General features: G+C 65.3%; 18 protein-coding genes. 9 read left to right on the top strand and 9 right to left on the bottom strand.

Translation table 11 applies throughout. The annotated features are described in order from the left end of the window. Genes ASD65_RS11205 through ASD65_RS11185 form a run of 5 tightly spaced genes read left to right on the top strand, consistent with a single transcriptional unit; the run spans window position 1 to window position 5,879 of the window. Window positions 1-2,772: a hypothetical protein gene (locus ASD65_RS11205; protein WP_056222536.1), complete on the top strand. Its 2,772-nt coding sequence runs from the start codon at window positions 1-3 to the stop codon at window positions 2,770-2,772. Then, a complete protein-coding gene (locus ASD65_RS11200; protein WP_082561712.1) occupies window positions 2,769-3,668 on the top strand; it encodes a nucleoside hydrolase in 900 nt (299 codons plus the stop codon). Before ASD65_RS11205 ends, ASD65_RS11200 begins: the two co-directional genes overlap by 4 nt. After that, window positions 3,665-4,822 (top strand): Gfo/Idh/MocA family protein, encoded by a 1,158-nt coding sequence (locus ASD65_RS11195; protein ID WP_235566671.1) that lies wholly within the window; start codon window positions 3,665-3,667, stop codon window positions 4,820-4,822. Before ASD65_RS11200 ends, ASD65_RS11195 begins: the two co-directional genes overlap by 4 nt. Further along, window positions 4,819-5,682, top strand: coding sequence for a ribokinase (locus ASD65_RS11190; RefSeq protein ID WP_056222529.1), 864 nt, complete (start codon window positions 4,819-4,821; stop codon window positions 5,680-5,682). Before ASD65_RS11195 ends, ASD65_RS11190 begins: the two co-directional genes overlap by 4 nt. Continuing rightward, window positions 5,679-5,879 carry a hypothetical protein gene (locus tag ASD65_RS11185; RefSeq protein WP_235566669.1) on the top strand — a complete coding sequence of 67 codons (201 nt, stop codon included), beginning with the start codon at window positions 5,679-5,681 and terminating at the stop codon, window positions 5,877-5,879. Before ASD65_RS11190 ends, ASD65_RS11185 begins: the two co-directional genes overlap by 4 nt. A gap of 642 nt (window positions 5,880-6,521) precedes the next feature. On the opposite strand, the gene ASD65_RS11180 is transcribed toward ASD65_RS11185, so the two are convergent. The 8 genes from ASD65_RS11180 to ASD65_RS11145 all read right to left on the bottom strand — a co-directional run bounded on the left by ASD65_RS11180 (window position 6,522) and on the right by ASD65_RS11145 (window position 16,177). Further along, window positions 6,522-8,174: an amidohydrolase gene (locus ASD65_RS11180; RefSeq protein ID WP_056224754.1), complete on the bottom strand. Its 1,653-nt coding sequence runs from the start codon at window positions 8,172-8,174 to the stop codon at window positions 6,522-6,524. A gap of 47 nt (window positions 8,175-8,221) precedes the next feature. After that, window positions 8,222-8,701 carry a DUF3237 domain-containing protein gene (locus ASD65_RS11175; RefSeq protein WP_056222525.1) on the bottom strand — a complete coding sequence of 160 codons (480 nt, stop codon included), beginning with the start codon at window positions 8,699-8,701 and terminating at the stop codon, window positions 8,222-8,224. 15 nt (window positions 8,702-8,716) lie between these two features. Next, the gene (locus tag ASD65_RS11170; protein ID WP_056222523.1) at window positions 8,717-10,393 is read right to left on the bottom strand and encodes an ABC transporter ATP-binding protein; all 1,677 of its coding nucleotides are present in this window, start codon (window positions 10,391-10,393) and stop codon (window positions 8,717-8,719) included. Then, complete coding sequence (locus ASD65_RS11165) at window positions 10,390-11,253, bottom strand: ABC transporter permease (protein ID WP_056222520.1); 864 nt, start codon at window positions 11,251-11,253, stop codon at window positions 10,390-10,392. The genes ASD65_RS11170 and ASD65_RS11165 overlap by 4 nt, the downstream gene beginning before the upstream one ends. After that, on the bottom strand, window positions 11,250-12,203 hold the full coding sequence (locus tag ASD65_RS11160; RefSeq protein ID WP_056222517.1) for an ABC transporter permease: 954 nt from the start codon (window positions 12,201-12,203) through the stop codon (window positions 11,250-11,252). Before ASD65_RS11160 ends, ASD65_RS11165 begins: the two co-directional genes overlap by 4 nt. Before the next feature lie 130 nt (window positions 12,204-12,333). Then, the gene (locus ASD65_RS11155; RefSeq protein ID WP_235566667.1) at window positions 12,334-13,965 is read right to left on the bottom strand and encodes an ABC transporter substrate-binding protein; all 1,632 of its coding nucleotides are present in this window, start codon (window positions 13,963-13,965) and stop codon (window positions 12,334-12,336) included. 86 nt (window positions 13,966-14,051) lie between these two features. Further along, window positions 14,052-14,510, bottom strand: a complete 459-nt coding sequence (locus ASD65_RS11150; protein WP_056222510.1) for a DUF3237 domain-containing protein — start codon at window positions 14,508-14,510, stop codon at window positions 14,052-14,054. Next, window positions 14,510-16,177: a CocE/NonD family hydrolase gene (locus ASD65_RS11145; protein ID WP_056222508.1), complete on the bottom strand. Its 1,668-nt coding sequence runs from the start codon at window positions 16,175-16,177 to the stop codon at window positions 14,510-14,512. The genes ASD65_RS11150 and ASD65_RS11145 overlap by 1 nt, the downstream gene beginning before the upstream one ends. A 167-nt stretch (window positions 16,178-16,344) precedes the next feature. On the opposite strand from ASD65_RS11145, the gene ASD65_RS11140 reads away from it, so the two are divergent. After that, complete coding sequence (locus ASD65_RS11140) at window positions 16,345-16,917, top strand: TetR/AcrR family transcriptional regulator (RefSeq protein ID WP_056222505.1); 573 nt, start codon at window positions 16,345-16,347, stop codon at window positions 16,915-16,917. A 255-nt stretch (window positions 16,918-17,172) separates the two neighbouring features. On the opposite strand, the gene ASD65_RS11135 is transcribed toward ASD65_RS11140, so the two are convergent. Beyond that, the gene (locus ASD65_RS11135; protein WP_162248497.1) at window positions 17,173-17,793 is read right to left on the bottom strand and encodes a TetR/AcrR family transcriptional regulator; all 621 of its coding nucleotides are present in this window, start codon (window positions 17,791-17,793) and stop codon (window positions 17,173-17,175) included. Between the two features lie 140 nt (window positions 17,794-17,933). Between ASD65_RS11135 and ASD65_RS11130 the strand changes: the two genes are divergently transcribed. From ASD65_RS11130 to ASD65_RS11120, 3 genes are read left to right on the top strand one after another with little or no spacing between them, the layout of a single operon-like run. Further along, window positions 17,934-18,860 (top strand): sugar phosphate isomerase/epimerase family protein, encoded by a 927-nt coding sequence (locus ASD65_RS11130; RefSeq protein WP_056222500.1) that lies wholly within the window; start codon window positions 17,934-17,936, stop codon window positions 18,858-18,860. Next, the gene (locus ASD65_RS11125) at window positions 18,857-20,275 is read left to right on the top strand and encodes a GMC oxidoreductase (protein WP_082561711.1); all 1,419 of its coding nucleotides are present in this window, start codon (window positions 18,857-18,859) and stop codon (window positions 20,273-20,275) included. Before ASD65_RS11130 ends, ASD65_RS11125 begins: the two co-directional genes overlap by 4 nt. Next, on the top strand, window positions 20,272-21,459 hold the full coding sequence (locus ASD65_RS11120; protein ID WP_200948660.1) for a Gfo/Idh/MocA family protein: 1,188 nt from the start codon (window positions 20,272-20,274) through the stop codon (window positions 21,457-21,459). The genes ASD65_RS11125 and ASD65_RS11120 overlap by 4 nt, the downstream gene beginning before the upstream one ends. Window positions 21,460-21,481: the final 22 nt, after the last annotated feature.

The following is a 21,481-nucleotide window of genomic DNA, read 5'->3' as shown; positions in this document are numbered from 1 at the left end:
ATGTCCGCTCGACCAGCATCCCTCGTTCGCCGTGCCACGGGTGTGGCCGTGGTCGCGGTCCTCACCGTCGGCCTCGCCGCCTGCGTACCCGAGTTCCCGACCGGGTCGCCGTCCGGTACACCTTCGCAGAGCCCATCCGGAACGCCGACGACCTCGCCGTCGCCTGCGCCGTCGTCGAGCGCGCGTCCCGTCTTCGACATCGCCGAGCACCAGTGCGCCCAGACGATCACGGTCGACGGGGAGCCGGAGTTTCCGATGTTCCTTTTCCAGGAGGAGATCACCGCGGCCGACGGGGCGGCGATGGAAGCCGCGGGAGTGAAGTTCTACTCTTTCATCGACAAGGGAGTCTTCCTCGATCTGGGATGGACCGGGCCGCAGCAGCAGGACTTCAGCGACCTCGATCGCGTCATGGCGACCTTCACATCTCGCGTCGACGAGGGGTATGCGCTGCCGCGGCTGCACCTGTGGGCGCCGGATTGGTGGCTCGATGCGCATCCGGCCGAGGCGACGGGCTACCTCCGCACGCCGCCCCCGGTGTCGTTCGACTTCCGCGAGGACGCGTCCTTCGCCTCCGAGCTGTGGCTCGCGGATGCCGGCGATCGGCTGCGTGCCGCGGTGCGACACCTTCTCGACGGCCCCGACGGGGACAGCTTGATGGGATTCACGCTGGCCGCAGGCATGTACGGCGAGTGGCACACATGGGGTGCGAACGCCATCCCCGACACGAGCGAGCCGATGCGCGCGTACTTCGAGGAGTATGCGCGCGAGAAATACCCGACCGAGACGGCACTGCGCGCCGCCTGGGGAGACTCCGCAGCCACGTTCGCGGGCATCGTCGTTCCCGACGAGGCCGATCGACTGGCCACGGCAGACGGGTACTTCCTCGATCCGACCGCCGGTCAGATGGTCGTGGACTACTACGAGGCTTATCACCAGTCCGTGGTCGAGGCGATCTCCTGGTTCACGTCGATCGTCAAGGACGAATCCGATGACGCCCTGCTTACGAGCGTGTTGTACGGATACCACCCCGATCTCGGCTGGGAGAATCAGGTCGTGCATCACCGAGCGGCATCCCAGATGCACCGGCTCGAGACCGTCGACATGGTCACCTCGCCGCACAGCTACGTGCGCCGTGACCTCGGACAGCACGCCTCGCTGCGCAACTTCCCCGAGGCCGTCGGTGCGCACGGGAAGCTGTTCGTGAGTGAGGCGGACGAGCGCACTCATCTCGCGAACCCCTCCCTGTTCACACTCGCCTCCACGATGGAGGAGTCGACTTCGGTGATGCGTCGCGCGTTCGGGCAGGCTGTGACGCACGGGACGGGCCTCTGGTACATGGACCATTCGTCCGGTCAGTGGTACGACGACCCGGCGTTCGCAGGGGTCTGGTCAGAGCTCAAGCAATGGGGCGACTACTCGATGACGATCCCACGTTGCCGCAACTCCGAGATCGCAGTCATCTCGGATCTCGACGGCGAGTTCCGGCTCGGCACCGAGACCGACACGACCGCCAAGTTCTACGAGGGGCGCATCGAGAACTCATCGCAGGGGATGGCGGAGTTGGCTTCTCTGGGCACCGCTTTCGACCGCTATCTCATCGAGGACCTCGTCGACGGCAAGGTCCCCGACGACTACCGGGTGTACATCTTCCCTGACGCGATCGACCTCGATGCCGACGAGCGGGCTGCGGTTGAGGCCTTGAAGCGCGACGGGAACACACTCGTCTGGAACTGGGCCCCCGGTTATGTGGACGATCAAGAACTGTCACTGTCGTCGATGGAATCGTTGACGGGCTTCGACATCGAGAAGTGGAGTCCGTCTGCGACCCTTCCGGTGAGCACCGATTTCGAGTCTGGTGCGTATGCGGGGTCGGGGTTCGATGCGGGGGCGTTCGGGTTCGGGGCGTTGACCTCTGACCCGGCGCTGGTGGTCGATGGCACGTGGTCGGCGTTGGGGGCTGCTCCCGTCGGSGAGGAGTGGTTCGAGTTCTTGGGCACGAACCCTTCGGAGACCGTGCTGGAGGGCGGTGCACGGTATCGCGTCGAGTTCGATGCGCAGACCAACGCCGACCCTGGAAACTACTTCTACTTCTACGCGCAGTCGCCGAGCAACGGCCATGCCAAGGACGTCGGGAACTTCGAGTGGTCCGGCGGTGACGACGGGCGCAAGAGCGTCGAGTTCACTTTGGCYTGGGAGGACGACTACCGGGTGAACTGGGGGGTCCGGGGCGGTGGTTCGGTCTCCATTGACGGCATCACGATCACGAAGATCAATGACGCGGGGATGGCGCCGGTGAGCTACACGTTGAGCCCGGCGACCTTCCCCGCATCGCCCGAGGAGTATGGCGGGGAGATCAGTCTCGATCCGGTGTTCGTGCCCATGGACTCGGATCACGTCCTCGCCACGGGCACCATCGGCGGCAACGGTCCCAGCCTGACGGTGGCCGGGGCGAAAGATCACGGCACGTGGACCTCGGTCTTCCTTGCGGCGCCGCCCGCGCCCGCGAAGCTCTTGCGCTGGATCGCACAGAACGCCGGAGTCCACCTCTACACGTCCGGGGGCGATCCGTTCGAGGTGAGCGAGAAGTGGATCAGCATCCATGCGGCGACTTCGGGTCTCAAGACGATCACACTGCCGGCAGCGTCCCCGGTCTACGACATTTTCGAGGATGCCTTGGTGAGCACGTCGACGACGAGCTTCTCGGTGCAGATGGACGCGGGCGAGACCCGCATCTTCGTCCTCGAGGACGCGAGTGCGGGGGCTCACGAATGACAGTGCTCATCGTCGATACCGATATCCAGGACGACGTCGATGATGTCGGCGCCTTGGCCGTCGCCTGCGCGTTGGAGAAAGAAGGAGTCACCCTTGTTGGGGTCGCCGTCTCCACGCCTAGCGTGTGGGGCGCGCGCGCTGCGACCGCGGTGCTGCGCCACTACGCGAACTTGGCGCCAGTGGCCCTCGAGCGCGGACCCGACGTGTTCGGACCGGAGGAGTTCGCCCGGGGCATCTCGCGGACGTTCGGCACCGACCGTGTCGATGACTTCGCGCCACCCGTCCCCTTGCTCCGCCGGGTGATCGCCGAGTCTTCAGAACCCGTGACGATCGCTGCGATCGGGTTCCACCCGAACCTCGTCGCGCTGATGGATTCGCGGCCCGACGAGCACAGCTCGCTGGCAGGGATCGATCTGATCCGTGAACGCGATGTCCGGCTCGTCGTCATGGGCGGGTGCTTCGATGAGCGTGGGCCACGAGCGGAGTACAACTTCGCACGCTCCCCAGAACTCACCGCACGACTCTTCACTTCGTGGCCCGGCCGCATCGACGTGGTTCCGTGGGAAGTCGGCGATGGCGTGATCACCGGTGAAAACCTCATCGACCATCACGGCTACGCCAGCCCGGTGACCATCGCCTACCTGCTCCACTCGGGTCACCGCAGCGGCCGGCCCAGCTGGGACCCGATCACGATCCTCGTCGCTTCGGAGCGATCGGCACCGGGCCTCAGCTGGTCGGAGCGAGGCACAGTGAGTATCGGTGCGCTCGGCGAATCCCACTTCGCCCCGGTCGCCTCCGGAACACACAGGGTCGCTTCGCTCGATGATGACGGCGCTGCACTGGCGCGAGAACTCAACCGGTTGCTCTACGCATCCGCAACGGGGGGTCCGCAGTGAGGGTCGCCGTCATCGGAGCGGGTGCGCGGTTCGGGCTGGCCTCGTACATCCGGGACGGCGGCGCCGAGGTTGTCGTTGTCGCGGACACCGACGCGGCTGCCGAGGGGCGTGCGCGATCGATTCTGCCGCACGATTTCCGATTCGTCGGATCCCATCACAGCATCGGCGAGGTGGACGCGGCATTTGTGCTTACACCGGACGGAACGCACGCGGAGATCGCCTCCGATCTTCTCGGACGCGGGATCCCGGTGTATCTGGAGAAGCCGATGGCCATCAGCATCGAGGACTGTGACCGGATCCTGGATGCCGCCATGCGGTCGCGCACGAAGCTGTACATCGGACACAACATGCGTCATATGCCGTTCGTGCAGTTGATGTCGCGCCTGGTCGGCGACGGTGCCATCGGGCAGGTGGCGGCCATCTGGTGCCGGCACTTCGTCGGCAACGGCGGCGACTTCTACTTCAAGGACTGGCACGCGGAACGCTCTCGCGGCGTCGGTCTCCTGCTGCAGAAGGCGTCGCACGACCTCGATGTCATTCAGATGCTCGCCGGGGCGCCCGCCGACCTCGTGAGCGGGATGGGCGCACTCGCGGTCTATGACCGCGTCACCGATCGCAGGGACAACAGCGACCGTCTCATGGGCACGCTCGCCTCCTACGACAACTGGCCCCCATTGAGCCAGACGGAGCTCAATCCGATCATCGACGTCGAGGATCTCTCGCACGTTCAGATGCGGATGGCCAACGGCGTGCTGGCCACGTACAACCAATGCCACTTCACGCCCGACTACTGGCGCAACTATGTGGTGATCGGAACAGAGGGCCGTATCGAGAATTTCGGCGACACCGACGGCGGAGTCGTCCGCCTGTGGAACCGGCGTGGGGAATATCGACCCGAAGGGGACATCGACTACGACATCCCCGTCGGCGATGGCACGCACGGTGGCGCTGACCGCTCAATTGTCGCGGAGTTCCTGCGTTTCGTCAGCGATGGCGGACCCATTGCGGTTTCACCCTCCGCCGCTCGCGATGCTGTCGCCGCCGGCATTCGCGCGACGGAGTCGATCCGCTCTGGGTCTACTCCTCTCGACGTGCCCGCCCTGGATGCTGAGACGCGGACTTACTTCGAATCAGGACAGGTGGGTGCTCGATGAGCGTGATCGTTGTCGGAGGAGCCAACCGCGACCTCTCGATACGCGTGGACCGACGCCCCGGTCCGGGTGAAACGGTTCTGGCCACCGCGTCACAGGAGTCGAACGGCGGAAAGGGTGCGAATCAGGCATGGGCCGCCGCTCGTGCCGGAGCCGCTGTGGAGTTCATCGGCGCCGTCGGCTCAGATGCCGCCGGAACCGATCAGCTCGACGAGCTCGCTCGGGCGGGCGTTGTGTCGCGCATGCGGATCGTCGACGATCTGCCGACGGGAATGGCCGTCATCACCGTGACACCGGACGGGGAGAACTGCATCACGGTGATTCCCGGCGCCAACGACCGGGTGGCCGACCTCGTACCGACGAGTTTTCCCAGCGACGCGATCGTGCTGGTGCAGACGGAGATCGGGCGGCGGGCAAGTGAGCTCGCCATGGCAAGCGCCCGCCGATCCGGCGCGCGACTCGTCGTGAATGCCGCGCCTGTGCTCGACATCGAACCCCGGGCGTGGGAGTGCGACCTGCTCGTGGTCAACGAGCACGAGGCCGCAGACATCCTCGCTCGGATCGGCGCGGACGATATCACCGGTGAGCGTGTCGCGCGCGAGATCCTCGTGCATACCGGCGCCACAGCGGTCTGCGTAACGCTCGGGTCCCGGGGAGCCCTCCTCTGCTCGGGGGTCGGACAGGAGACGGTGCACATTCCCACACGCCGAGCGGATCCGGTGGACACCACCGGATCCGGCGACACGTTCGTCGGCTACCTCGTGGCCCGCGCGTCATTCGGCCACACATGGCCGGATGCAGTCCATGCGGGCTTAGCCGCCGCGACCGACTCGGTCGAGCGGGCGGGGGCGCGAGTATGGTGAGTCGCACGCCGACCATCCTCGTCACCGACCTGTATCACTCGTCGCAGGTTGTCGGCGACAACGTCGAAATCCTGATGCCCATGTCGCTCGAGATCGACCTGCGCGCCGTCATCCTCCCCACTGCAACTCAGCGACCTGTACGGGCGGACGATCCCGCACGCGACCGGCCCGTGGTCGCAGATTCGCGACGAGGATAACCCGATGTAGTGCCTGCGATGGCCCCCGGGGGAGCTGAGGTGTGAAATCACGTGAGAAAAACCGAGACGAATCCCATCCCATCGGGCACATCGGCGAAACTTCGAATCCCGCGGAAAACCAACGCAAACCCGCCCCGGCACATCGACGAAATACCACCGGATATGGGTTCAAATCCCACCGTCACCGCCAGAAGAACCCCTGTTCATCTGGGATTTGTTCTTGCCCGAACGTACTCGTGGGAAAGGATTGGGAAAGATCGTTTCCCGCGAGACGCGCTGTTGGCGGATTTCGGACACCGTTGCGCCGCGGAAGACTCGAAATGGAGTTGGGCGAGATCCGTGGAATTGCGCGGTTCGACACCGGCGGGCGAGGCGTTTGTTGAAGTGCGCACATACCTACCGTGGGTAACTGGCCCACGGTAGGTCAGGCCGTTGATTTCGGCGGTCCTCCCGCCACGAATCGATGTGTCCCCTAGGGCACGAACGAGCCCGCTGACTATGCGGGGGACCGCACCTCGCGATGCGAGGGAAGCAAGAGAGTTCAGAACCGTCAGGGACGTCGGCCAACCACGAGACGTGGACGAACCCCGCCGCGAGGGCGATTGGTTCCCCATCCGCGCGCAGTAGCTGTCAGTGTGTCGCTCATCTCTCGAAGACGACTTCCCCGCCGACGATCGTCACGGCCGTCTGCAGCGACGCGATGGCCTCCCCGGGCATCTCGAAGGGGTCACCTGTGGCGATCGCGATATCGGCACGTTCCCCGAGGCGCACGCGTCCCGGTCGGCCGAGCACCAGCTCGGTCGATCCGTTCGTGTAGGCGGTCAGCGCCTGCACAAGCGTGAGGGCCTGGTGCTCTGCGTCGAGGGTCGGCGGTTGTGCACCGGCGGACAGAGACGGGACCTTGGCACCCGGAGGTGGCGGTGCCCAGCGGTTCACGGTCACGTGGATCGCGAGCCACGGGTCGGCCGGCGACACCGGCCAGTCCGATCCCATGGCCAGGTCGGCGCCCCCGTCGACCATCGTGCGGAAGGGGTATCCCTGCTGCATCCGTTCTTCGCCGATGAGGCTGACGACGAACGGGTCCGGGGCGGCCCACAAGCCTTGGATGTTCGCGGTAATGCCGAGAGGACCGAATCGCTGTGCATCCTCGGTCTGCACCATGGAGAGGTGTGCGATGTGGTGCCGCGGTCCCGCTCCGTTGGCCGCGCGGGCCGCCTCGATCGCATCGAGTGCGACGCGGATGCCGCGATCGCCCATGATGTGCAGATGCAGGGCGAAGCCCGCGGCATCGAGTTGTGCGACGAAGTCGCGGATCGTCTCCTCGTCGAAGTGCATCTCGCCGGAGAAGCCGTCGCCGCTGTGATTGCAATACGGCTCGAGCAGTGCAGCGGTCTCGCCGTGCGGGACTCCGTCGATCATGGCCTTAGCGGTGGAGGTTGAGAACCCAGCTACCGCGTTGCGCTCGCGCAGTTCGACGAAGCGAGCGACGAGTGCGGGCACCTCTTCCCGCTGTAGACCCGGTGCGATCCAGAGCGCGCCGGAGGTGTCGCTCTTCAGCGTCCCCTCGGCGATCGCGCGCAGGTAGCCGGCGGTGCAATCGGCCTTGCCGTTGTACTCGCCGAGGATCGCCTCGTGCCAGCCGGTGACGCCGAGTGACCACAGATACTCCTGCGCGTTGAGCAATCCGGCGTAGATCTCGTCGTCGGTGCTGCGGGGGATCATGCGTCCGACCAGCTCAGCGGCGGTCTCATTCAGATAGCCGATCGGGTCGCCCTGCTCGTCCAGATGTATGTGGCCGTTGTGAGGCTGCGGGGTGGTGCGGTCGACACCGGCGAGTTCGAGTGCTTTGGAGTTCACCCACAGGGTGTGGTGCCCGGCGTCGCTGAGGGCAACGGGTCGATCCGGAACGATCGCGTCGAGGTCGTGCCGAGTGGGCATCGGGAAGAGCTCGTGGCTCCAGCCGCCGCCCGTCACCCACCCGGTTTCGCTGGCTTCGGCTCCGACGCGGACCAGCTCGAGCGTCTCCGAGACGCTGAGCGCCTGCGTGAGGTCGATGCTCAGTCGTTCGACGCCGGCGAAGGCGGCGTGGACGTGCGCGTCGACGAAGCCGGGATGGATGAGACCACCATCGGCATCGATGATGCGAGTCTCCAAACCGGCGAGCTCTTGCACGCGGGCGTCGGTGCCGACTCGGACGATGCGACCGTCGGCGGTGGCGACGGCGGTGCTCTCAGTGCGGATCGTGCCGTCGAAAACGCGGCCGTTCACGATCACGAGGTCTGCGGATTCCATCATGTGGAGGTCACTCTCTGTCTGGAGGGGGATCAGGCCGGTGGGTGCGATCATGTCAGGCGGAACACGCGGATGATCACGAAGCCGGGCTCGGCACGGGCGTAGCCGACGAACTGTGACGCGGTGAGCCAGTGCAGTTCGGGATGCTCGGTGCGGAAGACGAAGGCGGTGCGGTAGTAGAGGTCTTGCTCGGAGACGGACGCGCCCGCCAGCATCCGTTCGAACGTCTTCTCGTCGGTGCGCCAGATACCTCGATTGACCACCTCGACGCCGGCCGTTCCATCGGACACTGCGGCCTCGATGACGTACCGGGCGTCGAGGGTGACGGTCAGGCCGCGGGCGGTCCACCAGTCGCCGCCGCTGTCGAGCACGGTGCCTGTGAGTTTCGGCCCGTCGAAGGTGCCACCCGATACCCGAGCGAAATGTAGGCCTTCGCTTGGCGCGCGCCCGCCCAAGGGGACCGCCTCCTCGACCTGGCAGTGCAGTTCGAAGCAGTACTCGAAGCCGGGTTCCATCAGAGGTGTAGACATCAGGGGGTTCTCGATTCACTCGGGGATCATCGTGCTGCGGGTGACGGTCGGCAGGGATCGGGTGCGGCCCAGCCGGCGCCGTTGGGGCGTCCAGCCCTCGCGCGGGATCGAGTCGAGCAGGAGGCGGGTGTATTCCGCCTTCGGCTCGTCCAGAATCTCCGCAGCGGTGCCACGCTCTTCGATCTGCCCATGCCGCATCACCACGACGTGGTCGCACAGGCGCCGAATGACGGTGAGGTCGTGCGTGATCATCAGCAGGGCGACGCCAGTCTCGCGCCGAATCGTGTCGAGCAGAGTCAGAATCTCCACTCGTGTCGTGACATCGAGCGCGGAGACGGCCTCGTCCAGCACCAACAGCACTGGATCGGCGGCCAGTGCGCGCGCGATGGCGACACGCTGCCGCTGGCCGCCTGACAGCGCGCGCGGACGCGAATCGAGAAAGACCGGTTCGAGGCGCACCTGGGACATCAGCTCGGCGACGCGGGTGCTGATCGCTTCTGCTGAGTCCTTCGGCCGGTGTACGCGGATCGCTTCGATGAGACATTGCCGCACTGTCTGTCGCCGGTCGAGGGACTGATAGGGATCCTGGAAGACCATCTGGACGATCTTGGCTCGTTGGCGTCGCTCCTGTCCGCCGCGAGCCGGGAGGCTCCAATCCTGTGTGCCGACGGTGACCTTTCCGTGGTCGGCCGTTTCGAGCCCGAGCAGCAGTCGCGCGGTGGTCGACTTGCCGGAGCCTGACTCGCCCACGATTCCGAGGGAGCCGCCGCCGGCAAGCTCCATCGATACTCCGTCGACGGCGACCAGGACCTCTTTTCCGCCGTCCGCACTGCGCACTCGGTAGCTCTTGCGCAGGTCTTCGATCTTCAAGATCGTTTCGGCGGCACTCTCCGGCTGGACAGGCGGAGTTTCATCGAGCGCCGCCGACATGAGGATCCTGGTGTACTGCTCCTGCGCATCTTGCCGCATAGTGGCGGCGTTCAGGGTCTCGACGATGCGACCGTGCTGCATCACGTTCACCCGGTCGCAAACGGCGCCTGCCAGTGCCAGGTCGTGCGTGATGAACAGCAGGGAGAGCTCGCGGTGCATACGCAGGTCCGCGATGACGGCCATCACCTCCTCCTGCGTGGTGACGTCCAGTGCCGTTGTGATCTCGTCGGCGAGCAAGAGCTTCGGATCCATCGCCAGTGTTGCGGCGATCATCACCCGCTGCAGCAGGCCGCCGGAGAGTTCGGCCGGGTACTGCCGCATGCGACGCCCGGGATCGGTGATTCCGACTTCGTCGAGCAGTGCGCGTGCACGCCTGTCGGCGGTGTCACGGCTGACTCCCGCGACGTGGACGAGGGCTTCCGTCATGAAATCGCCGATCGTGCGCAGCGGATTCAGGTGCGCTCGGGGGGATTGGAAGACCATGCCGAGACGGCGCGCGCGCAGGTCACGCAACGCCCGTCCGGTCATCTCGCCGAGATCCTGGCCTTCGATCCGAATGGTGCCGACGGTGGTGAATTCGTCGGGCAGTAGCCCAGCGACGGCGCGCACGGTCAGCGTCTTACCGGAGCCGGACTCGCCGACCAGGCCGACCGCTTCTCCTCTGCCGACAGACAGCGTGCTGTCGAACACGAGTTGACGAGGACCATCCGGTCCGGGTGCGAAGATGTCGAGCCCGGTGATCTCGAGGACGGAATCGTTCATCGTTCCTTCTCCTCTGCCCAGATGGTGACCCTGGTACCGATGATGCCGACGGTGAGGACGGTGATCACGACCAGAATCGCTGGGAAGACGGACTGTTCGGGGGCGCCCGCGAGGATGCCGGATTGGCCGCTGGAGATCATCGAGCCCCAGTCGGGCGCGGGAGGTTGCTGCCCGAGTCCCAGGAACGATATCGCAGCGAGGTCGAGCATCGCGTAGCCGAAGCCGATGGCCATCTGCGCGGCCACCAGTGGCGTCAGCGCCGGCACGAGGTGGCGGAAGCAGATGGCGAGGCTCGCCACACCCTGCACACGTAGGGCGGCGATGTACGGCTTGCCGAGTTCGCGGGAGGCGGCGGTCTGTGTGAGCCTCGCGACGACCGGGATGTACGCGATCGACAGAGCGACGATGGGAGCGATCAGTCCTTTGCCGAACATCGCCACCGCGAGGACGGCGATCACGAGCCCGGGGATGGCGAAGATCACGTCGATGAGGCGTGCGATGCCACCCCTCACCCAGCCGCCGAACCAGGCGGCGAGCAGCGCGAGCGTGATGCCCATCAGTGTGGAAAGGACCACGACGACGATCGGTGCGAAGACGCTGGCCTGGGCTCCGACGAGGACCCGCGAGAGGATGTCGCGTCCCAAGTCGTCGGTGCCGAAAGGGTGCGCAAGACTCGATGCGCCGTTCACAGGTCCGACGTACAACTCGTTCGGGTCGTAGGGCGCCAGCCACGGCCCGAGGATCGTCGCCACCACGATGATCCCGAACACGATCAGTGCGACCAGGAACATCCAGTCCTTCTTCGCGGCCCGTCGGGCGACGCCGGGCACTGCGCCCTGTGCGATCTGTGCGACGCTCATGCGCTGGTCCCTCCGGCGACGCTGGACGGGTCGATCAGAGCGCTGACCAGGTCGGCGACGGCGTTCAAAACCACGAAGATCGTCACCAGCAGCAGTGAGACGATCTGCACCACGGGTAGATCCGCTCGGGCCGCAGCCTGGACCAGCAGGGAACCGATCCCGCCCAGCCCGAACGCCACTTCGGCGATGGCCGATGCGGCGAACAGCCCGGCGATCGTCGTGCCGGCGATCGCAAGGATCTGCGGTGAGGCGTTGCGGAACACGTGCGCGCCGAAGATGCGCTGTCGCGGAATGCCGCGCACCCGTGCGGTGTCGACGTGCTCGGAGTGCACCTGCGCGACCAGAGCGCCGCGCGTCACGCGACTGATGTAGGCGATGAACAGGACAGCGAGCGACGCCGCCGGAAGCGTGAGATGCCAGAGCCGGTCCCAGAACCCGGTGCCTTCGCCGTATACCGGGAACCAGCCGAGGGATTTGGCGAAGATCCAGATCAGCAGGATGGCGACGACGAAGGTGGGCAGCGCCATGCCGAGCGAGGTGAGGACTGCGACTGTGCGATCGACGGCCCGACCGCGCGTGGCGGCGAGGATGCCGGAGCCGACGCCGAAGATGAGGATGAACAACACCGTCAACAGCACCAGCTGCACGGTGATGCCGAAGCGGGGGGCGACCAACGTCAACACATCGGTCTTGTAGACGAACGACCTGCCGAAGTCGCCCTGGAACACTCCGGTAAGCCACATCCAATAGCGCGACCATACCGGCTCGTCGAGATGGTAGTCGGCGCGGATCTGGGCGATCAGCTCGGGCGTCGGTTTCGCACCGCCCGCGAGCGCCGCGATCGGATCGCCGGTCAGGAGCACTGCCGAAAAGATGACGATGCTCGCCAGGAAGAGGGTCAGCATCAAGCCGCCCAGCCTTCCCGCCAGCGTTCTGGTCAGTGCGTTCACAGTGGCGAATCCTCGCTCCGGGTCAGGGGATCAGGTGCAGGTCTCTGCGAGTGTCGACGGGGTCGCAGAACGCGGATTCTGCGACCCCGTCTCGACATGCGCTCGGCAGTGGACGATGCGGGTCAGACGACTACTTGCCGCCGAGGTGAAGTGCCCAAGGACTGCTGTACGCGGCGACCGAGGTGGTCACCCCTGTCAGATCCTTGTTCACATAGGTGAGCTGGTAGGTGCCCGCGAGGGTGACCTGGAGCAGATCCGGAGCGAAGATCTCCTGCGCCGCGACGAACTCCTGCGCCGCGGTCGCGGGATCGATCGCGTTGCGGGCTGCCGCCATGTGGGCGGTCACCTCGGGATTGTCGTACTGGCTCCAGTTGAAGACGCCTCCCATTTCTGCGGGCAGCAGGAAGAGGGAGGGATAACCGAGGACCCCCGGGACTTCCAGATAGCCCTGCGTTGCTACGAAGTCGATGCCGGCGCGTTTCGACGGATCATAGAATATTGCGCCGAAATCAGACGCCTGCATGGCGTTGATCTCGATGTTCAAGCCGATCGCCTTGCCGGCGCTCTGCATGATCGTCGCCGTCTGCTGGAACTCTTTCGCGCCTGCGGGGACGGCGACGACGAGCGGCTTGCTCAGGTCCTCGCCGCTCTCCTCCACGAGCTTCTTGGCGGCTTCGATGTCGACCTTCGGCGTCGCGAGCGCGTCGTAGCCGGCCTGGTAGATATCGGCATTCTCCTTCTTCTGGAAAGAGAACTCGGGAACGATGGTCTTCTGCACGTAGCCGAGACCATTGACCACGGTCTCAAGGAACTGCTCGCGGTCGATCGCGAGGCTCAGCGCCTGACGGATCTTCGGGTTGGCCGCGGGGCTGGTAGATGATGCCGGGCCGAAGCTGTAGGAGGCGGTCGAGTGGCCGACGGTCAGCGTACCGGCGCCGTCGCCCTGGAACGCCGCTCGCGACGCCGGCGGCACGTTTATGGCACCGTCGATCTCCCCTTGCGTGAGCGCGGTCGCGAGCGTCGACCCATCAGACACGAAGGTGTACGTGAGGGTCTTCACCAGCGGCGCCCCGCCCCAGTAGTCGTCATTGGCGGTGGTGACGATCTGGCTGCCGGGCGTCCAGCCGCCCGGGTTCAGCTTGTATGGACCCGTGCACATCAGCCCGACGGCGGGCGTGCCGACCGCTGCGCCGGCCGCCTCGCTGAAGGCCTTCTGCATGACGGCCGACCCTTGACCGGCGAGCGCATCGCGGAAGGTCGAGTCGGGGGCGACGAAATGAACAGTGACCTCGTGCGAGCCAGTGGCGACAATACCTGCCGTTGCGTCGGGCACGACCAGTGCGAAAGCGCCGAACCATTGCGATGCGGGGTTCATGTTCTGCTGCAGGCTGTAGACCACGTCGTCCGCCGTCACCGGGGTGCCGTCCCAGAACCTCACATCATCGCGCAGGGTGATGACGAAGGTCACCGGGTCGACGAACTCGGCGCTCTCGGCGATCCCGGGCTCGATCGAGAAGTCGGGCTGCAGTGAAAGCAGGTTGTCGCACAGATTGGGGATGATCAGGTTTGCGGACGCGCCCGGGTTGAGGGTGGCCGGCTCGCCCTCGACGATCGCCCACGTCACCTCGTCCACGGGCGTCGTTGCGGCGGGCTGCGAGTCGACGATCGAGAAGTCCTTTCCGTCGGCCCCGTCACCGCCGTCTCGGGGCGTACACGCGGTGAGCGCGAGCATGGCCACGCAGGCGACGGCGCCTACAGTCATTCCTGTTCTTTTCATGGTGTTTCCCTTTCGGATGATCGGATCGTTGCGTATCGAGTGAGGGGAGGATCTCGCGCGGACGTTCTTGGTCAGGTGAGCAGATACACCCGGATGCAGACGTGTCCGTCTTCGTCGCGTGCGAGGCCGATGAACTGGTTCTCCGCCAGCCAACGGTGCTGCGGGGCATCGGTCTGGAACACGGGGGCGGTGCGGAAGTAGAGACCGGGCTCATCCTCGGGAAGGTCCTCCCCGCGCTCCATGCGCTCGATCAGTTCCGGCGTCGCGCGGAAGTAGCCACGATTGATGATGTCGATCACCGCGCCATCCTCGGTGCGGATCATGTACCGAGCCTCAAGTTGGGCGGTCCCGAAGCGCTCGACCGCCCAGTCTCCACCTCCAGCCAGGACCACGCCGCTCAGGCGGGGGCCGGAGACTGTGCCCCCAGATACGGGCGTGAACGAGAGCTTCTCGTCGGGCCCGCGCCCGATATGCACGTCGGGATCGATACGGGCGCGAATCTCGAAGACGTAGTCCAGCACGGGTTCCATCAGGGCAGGTCTCCTTCGAGGATTGTCAGGGTCAGTGCGAACGCGTCGGATCCGCCGACGATGAGGGATTGGATGTTCGGGCGGGTTGCTCCCCACGTCCAAGGGTCGGCGCCGGTGCCGGTCTGCGGCAGGAACTCGGGGTAGTCGCTGCTGGACACATGCACACGGAGGCGATGCCCTGCCTGCAGCCGGTACCCGATCTGCCCGAGGTCGAGGTCGACCGTCGATGTCTCGGTCGCGTCGGTGACCTGCTGCTGGCCACGCGCGATGCGCAGCGCGGTGCCATCGGGAGCGACGTCGAGCAGACGCACGAAGAAATCCATGATCGGACCGTCGGATCCGATGCGCGCCCGCGCGGTGGCGGGACCGGCAAGATCGACATCGGCCGCCAGTGGCGCGGAGTCGAATCGCAACACGTCTCCTCGTTCGCCGATAGGCGCCTCATCCGGCAAATGAAGGAGGTAGGAGAAGGCATCCGGCACGCTGGACGGAACCAGGTCAGCAGGGTCGTGAGTCCAGTCGAGTGTCGAATCGCTCCGAGGACGCTCAGCTACCAGCGCGCCGTCGGCGGTCGCGTAGCGGGTGATGCTGCGCACGCCGGCGGGCGGCCAGGTCGCGCTTTCGCGCATCCCGGTCGTTCCGGCAAGATTCCAGGAAACCCGGGGCACATCCGCCGCGGACCCGTTGCCGCGCACGAACACGTCGAAGAAGGCGAGCGCCGGATCGAGCGTGCGGGGGAGCAGGTCCTGGATCTGCTGCTCGCTGCGCTCCATCACCCGTGCCCCTTCAGCCTCGAGCAGCTGATAGCTCTCATGGTCGATCGGTTCGATACGCAGATAGTGGTGCACATCCCAGTTCGGATGACGCTTGATCTGCTCGACGTCGGCCCAGGACAGTGGGGCGCAGTTGTCCCACCAGCCGATCGTGTGGAGCGCGGGCACCGAGCGCCCGGCGAACGGGTCGCCGTTCGGGAATCGCGGCAGCAGTACCGGATTCGGGTACCACTGGTCGTACGACAGCCCCCGTTGACCGACTTGTGCCATGAAGTCCTCGGCTTGTTCGGCGAAATCGCGGCGAGTCCAATCAGGCTCCCAAGCGACCATGTCGTTGTCGAAGAACTGCGTCAGGGGGTACATGTACGTGACCCCCCACTCGACACGCCGCGTGCGCTGTGAGTCGTCGCGGCGCACCGGCTCGCCCAGTGCGGTTCCCGTCACCCGGGGCGCGATGGCCTTCAGCGCCGGGTGGCCGCTCGCGGCGGCGGCCCACTGCGTGTAGCCGTAGTAACTGTCGCCCCACATTGCCACGCGGCCGTTGGACCACGGCTGCCGCGTGATCCACTCGATCGTGTCGTAGCCGTCGTTCACCTCGTTCACGAAGAGGAGAGCATCGCCTTCAGAGCGGAACTTGCCTCGTACGTCTTGCGCCACGACGCGGTAGCCGTGCCGGGTGAAGTACTCGGCGATCAGGGGAATGAAGCAGTACACGCCTGATTTGTCGTAGGGAAGGCGGATGAGGATGGTGTCGCCTGGCGAGGTGTCGGCGTCTGCAGGAGCGCCGGGCAGGTAGACGTCGGCGGCGAGGAGCACGCCGTCGCGTGTGCGGACCCGTACCGGGAACGAGAGGGGGCTCTCGGGCGCCGGCGGTATGCGCAGAACGTGGTGCATGTCACTCCTTCGAGACGGTCACGGCACCAGTCGGCGTCGCGGTGTCGGTCACGCTACGTCAGCCGATCGTAAGTAGTCAAGTCTGACTAGACTAAAATTTACCTGCCCGTTACACTCGGCTCAGTGGCCCGTAGCGCACCCGAGCATTTCCGATGAAAGGAGAGCGGATGGCACGTCCCTCCGTCGCCGTGGAGCGCCGGGAGCAGATCATCGATGCGACGATGACGACGATCGCCGAGCACGGCATCAGCGGCACCTCGTTGGATCGGATCGCCGACGCCGTCGGAATGTCGCGCGGGCACGTGCGGCACTTCGTGGGCAACCGTGATCGGTTACTGCTCGACACGGCGATCGCCCTCTTCGCGGACCACACCGGCAAGGTCGGCTCGATCCTTCCGTCCGACGTCGCCGATGTCGAGGGCGCGCTCGACTATCTGTTCGGTCCGGAATTCAACTCTCCCGATCGGGAGAATGCCGTCGTGCTGGGGTTCGTCGAACTCTCGCGCACGACCCCGGAGATCGCAGAAGTACTCACTACGGCGTACACGGCGACCCGCCTCCAACTTGCCGACCTCGTCGCCGCAGACCATACCGATGCTTCGCCGGACACCTGCGTGACGGTTGCGTACGGGATCCTCACCTGCGCCCTCGGCTCCGTCTTCCTCGGTGACTTCGACGCCGATCCGACACGGATGCACCGCTCCCGCGCTGCCGCAGAAGCGCTTCTCGCGGCGCTCTGAGCTCACGCCCCCGGCTTTGCGTGGAGGCGCCTACGAGTTGAACGATTCCTGCGAGATGCCGCGTCAGTGCCGGCACTGTCATCGAACCCCGTTGATAGCGAGCGATTCCCAAGAAGTTGATCCGTTCTTCGTGCGGGCGATCTTGGGCGCTCGTCCCGCTATGGACGCTCGTGCGTGTGGCGCTTCGTCGGCCGATTCGATCGCATGGCTCGCACCAATTGTCCGAGGGTTGGCTCGATGCGGAGGGGCGACCCCTTACGCCATTTGTGGCATGTCCGGCATGTCCACGAGTGCGAGGAAATGGCCGGCGAGCGTCTCTCTGATGTTCACGGCATCGGGGTGCAGCAGCCACTGGAGCTGAAGGCCGTCCATGAGTGCGAGGGTCGCGGCAGCAGCGAGTTCCGGAGCAACGCCCGCTTTCAGGTGTCCCTCGCCAGCTGCTTGGTGAAACGCGTGGAGAAGCTCCCCTCGAGTGCGGTCATAGCGTTCGACGAAGAAATCGTGCGCAGGGTGGCTCGGATCGGTCGACTCGGCGAGAAGCGTGCAATGAAGTCGGGCAATCCCAGGCTCGGTCGGTATGTACTCGGCGACGCGGAGGAGCCCCGCAAACGTTGCAATCCCGCTGTCGCCAGGCTCGGGAAGAAGAGGTGAGATGCGCTCATCGCGCCACTCGAGCACGGCGGCGAGGAGCGCGCTCTTGTTGCCGAAATGGTGCAGAACGCCGGCGTCCGTGATCCCGACACGCTCGGCGATGGTCTTGATGGAACCCGCACGGTAGCCGGACTCGGCGAACACATCGGTCGCGGCAACCAGGATCGCGCGCCGCATGGCGTCGGCCGCCGCATAGGGGCCCCGCGGCTTCTTGGCGGTGGTCATCGCACTCATTCTTCCCCATCTCTGTGCGGTGAAACCGCTTGACTCAAAGCTTAGCGTCCACTAAGTATTGATGCTACCGTCACAGAAACCTAGCGAGTGCTAAGTCTCGCTAGGGCACGGCGAAACGAAGGAGTACGAGGATGAACAACGATCTGCGCATCTCGGCTTGGGGTATTCGACATGCCCTCGGCCCGATATCGCTGCCGGTTCGCAATGACGGTGGTGAGATCGAGTGGATACAGGTGACCGAGGGAAAGCCCGATGTCGCAATCGAGGAAATCCCCCAGCACATCGCCGACGTCTTCCGCGTAAATGAGTGGGAGGTTCCCGACTGGTATCTCAACAACGCGGATGCTGACAGCCTCGGTGAGTTGCGAAGGAATCTTGACGCGATCGGCTCTCGCATCACCACCGTGACGATCGACGGACCCTATGCCGGAGCAGGCGATCCAGTCCACCGCGAAGAAGACCTCCGTGAGATCGAGCGGGAGCTCGAGATGATGTCCGCGCTCGGCGTCGTTTCGGCGCGCGTCAATCTCGCACCGCCGCCGATCGTTCAGGCCGGATCAATTGCCGGATTCGACGTTGTCGTCGCCTCGGTCCGCCGCCTATCGGCTTTCGCCCAGTCGCACGGAATCCGACTCCTGATCGAAAACCACTGCGAGCTGACCTCGACGCCGGAGGATGTGATGCACTTCCTCGATGCCGTCGGGCCGGAGGTGGGATTCATCCTCGACACAGGCAATATAGAGCCGCTCCAGACAGCGGTATTGGCCACATTCGAGGGTGCGCCGTTCGGCTTCGTCGAAGACATCACGCCCGTCCTCTCGTTCATCACTGCGCTAGCCGAGCGGGCCTCGATCGTCCACGTCAAGACATACGGGTTCCAGGAAGACGGCACGCCAGTCTTGTACGACATTCGGACCGTCCTGCAGTCGATAGCCGACGCCGGATACGGCGGGCCGATCACTATCGAGTGTGCCCAGTTCGACGTGCCCGAGCAGTCCTATGCAACCATCCAGCGCACCCACGAGCTCATCAACGCGACTCACCCGATGTCTCGATGAGCGCCATACACCTCATCGAGAGCCCCGAAGAGCTCCGCTATACCGCCGACGTCGTCATCGTCGGGAGTGGCGCGGGTAGCGCCGCCGCGGCGGGTGCCGCACGTCGGCGAGGACTATCGGTCCTGATGATTGAGGCGGGCTCTGCACAGTCCGCCCAGCCCGGCGTGCATTTGCGGAATGTCATGCCTGACCCTGACTTCAACCGGGCGGCAATGACGTTGCTCGTCCCGCACGCGGGTGGGGAGGTTCCGATTCCCGGACTCTCAGGCACGCGAGGCATCCACGCCCTCGGCGGCATGATGATCGCGTGGTCGCACGCGGTTCCACGTCCGCATCTCACGGAGGAGTGGAACGGAACGCTTTCGGGGGACACGCTCTCGAAGTATCTCGACGAGGCAGAGACCCTCCTCTGGTCGACCGATTCGCTATTCGACGATGTGGGCCCACGGCAACAGTGGGTTCGAGATCGAATCGCGGCGAAGATCGGTACCTCACCGCGACGTGTGCCCTTGGCCGCCCGCCGAACCGGAGCCGGCGCTGTCGAGTACGCCGGGGCGGCAGCACTCTTTGACCCCGAGGGTGCTGTCGGCGATCTGACCATCCTGACCGGCGCGATCGTCCGGCGAGTGGTTCAAAGGGCCGGCGTGGCAAGCTCCGTAGTCGCGGTGCACGCCGGCGCTGGCGAGTTCACCGCGAGCGGTGCCATCGTGGTCATCGGTGCGGGCGCCATCGGCACACCCCAGCTTCTCGTCGCCTCCGGTCTGAGGCATCCTGCGCTCGGTCGCTTCGTCACCGACCACCTGAACATCGTGTCGATGGTTCCGCTCAGCGGTGAAGCTCCAATCGCGAATGAGAGCGAGCCTGCTCTGGCCCTCTACTTGCCAGTCGCTGATGACAGACCCTTTCACACTGCGGTGATCGATCTACCGAGCGTCGCCCACACGGGCGTATCGATGGGTGATGACGCTCTCAGCACCACCAACATCGGGACTTTCATCGGAACGGAGCCGGTGTACGAAAACACTGTCGAGTTCGACGAAGTCAACGTGGACGCATTCGGATTGCCTCGACCGCGTGCCCACATCGAGCTCACGAACGACGATCACGCTCGCGTGTCACAGGCCCTCGTGGATCAGTACCAAATCGCACGGGCGATCGGGGACACGAAGGACGGCTCGACGTCTTTCCTGCGTCCCTACGGATCCGCGCTCCATCTCATGGGTACGCATCGCATGGGATCCGACGAACGGACGTCAGTGCTCGACGAGGGCGGCAAAGTTCGCGGAACCGCAAATATCTGGGCTGTCGGAAACGGTGTGATTCCCACCAGGAATTCTGTGAACCCGACGCTCACGAGCATCGCTCTTGCCCTTCACACCGCGGATCGAATGATCGACGACGGGACACTTCGATGACACGAACGCTGCGGGTTGCCATGATCGGCCATGGCTTCATGGGGGCCGCCCACTCCGTGGGCTGGCGGCAGGCGCCGCGCGTGTTCGACCTGCCGGGTGAGCCTGAGATGGCGGTCATCGTTGGACGCAATGCGAGTTCTGTGCGTGAGGCCGCCCACAAGTGGGGATGGGCCGAGGCCGCGACGGACTGGCGCGCAGTAGTCGCGCGGGATGACATCGACATCGTCGACATCGTCACCCCTGGCGACTCACACGCCGCGATCGCTATCGCCGCGCTCGACGCTGGCAAGCACGTTTTGTGCGAAAAGCCACTCGCGAACACGGTTGACGAGGCCGAAGCGATGGCCGACGCCGCCGTCCGTGCCGCAAAGCGCGGAGTGCGCTCGATGGTGGGGTTCACCTATCGACGGGTCCCCGCCGTGATGTTCCTGCGGGAGCTGATCGCCGAAGGCGTTGTCGGAGACGTTCAGCAGGTGCGCGCCGCGTATCGGCAGGACTGGCTCGTGGATCGCTCGGTGCCTCTCGCCTGGCGTCTGCAGAAGGAGCACGCCGGGTCGGGGGCGCTTGGCGACATCGGCGCACACATTGTCGACATGACTCAGTTCGTCACGGGGTCTCGAGTGGAATCTGTCTCGGGCGCGCTCGACACGATCGTGAGGGAGCGGCCACTGAACGTATCGGGCTCCGAGCCCACGGGTACAGCGGGCTCGAATTTCGGCGCAGTGACTGTGGACGACATTGCGATCTTCACCGGTCGCCTGTCGAACAGAGCACTGGTGTCGTTCGAGGCGAGCCGCTTTGCGACGGGCCGAAAGAACGCTCTCACCATCGAGGTCTCGGGCGACAAGGGTGCGCTGGCCTTCGATATGGAGGACCTGAACAGTCTCAACTTCTACGATCGCGCAGCCCCGGAGGATCGTCGAGGCTTCACCAAGATCCTTGTCACCGATGGCACCCACCCGTACATCAAGGCTTGGTGGCCGGCCGGGCATCTGCTCGGGTACGAGCACGGGTTCAGCCACCAGGTCGTCGACTTGGTCACCGCCATCGTCAAAGGTGCCGATCCTCAGCCTTCTTTCGCCGAGGGCCTGTCGGTGCAGCGCGTACTCGCGGCCGTCGAGCGTTCGAACCAGAACGAATCCGCCTGGGTCCATGTAGCCGCGGCCGTCGAGACATCCGCCTGAAGTCGCCGTTCGAAAGTCGATC

The organism is Microbacterium sp. Root61 (assembly GCF_001427525.1).
Classification (GTDB): domain Bacteria; phylum Actinomycetota; class Actinomycetes; order Actinomycetales; family Microbacteriaceae; genus Microbacterium.
The sequence above is the reverse complement of the archived record's forward strand: the minus strand, read 5'-3'. Positions and strand labels throughout refer to the sequence as shown.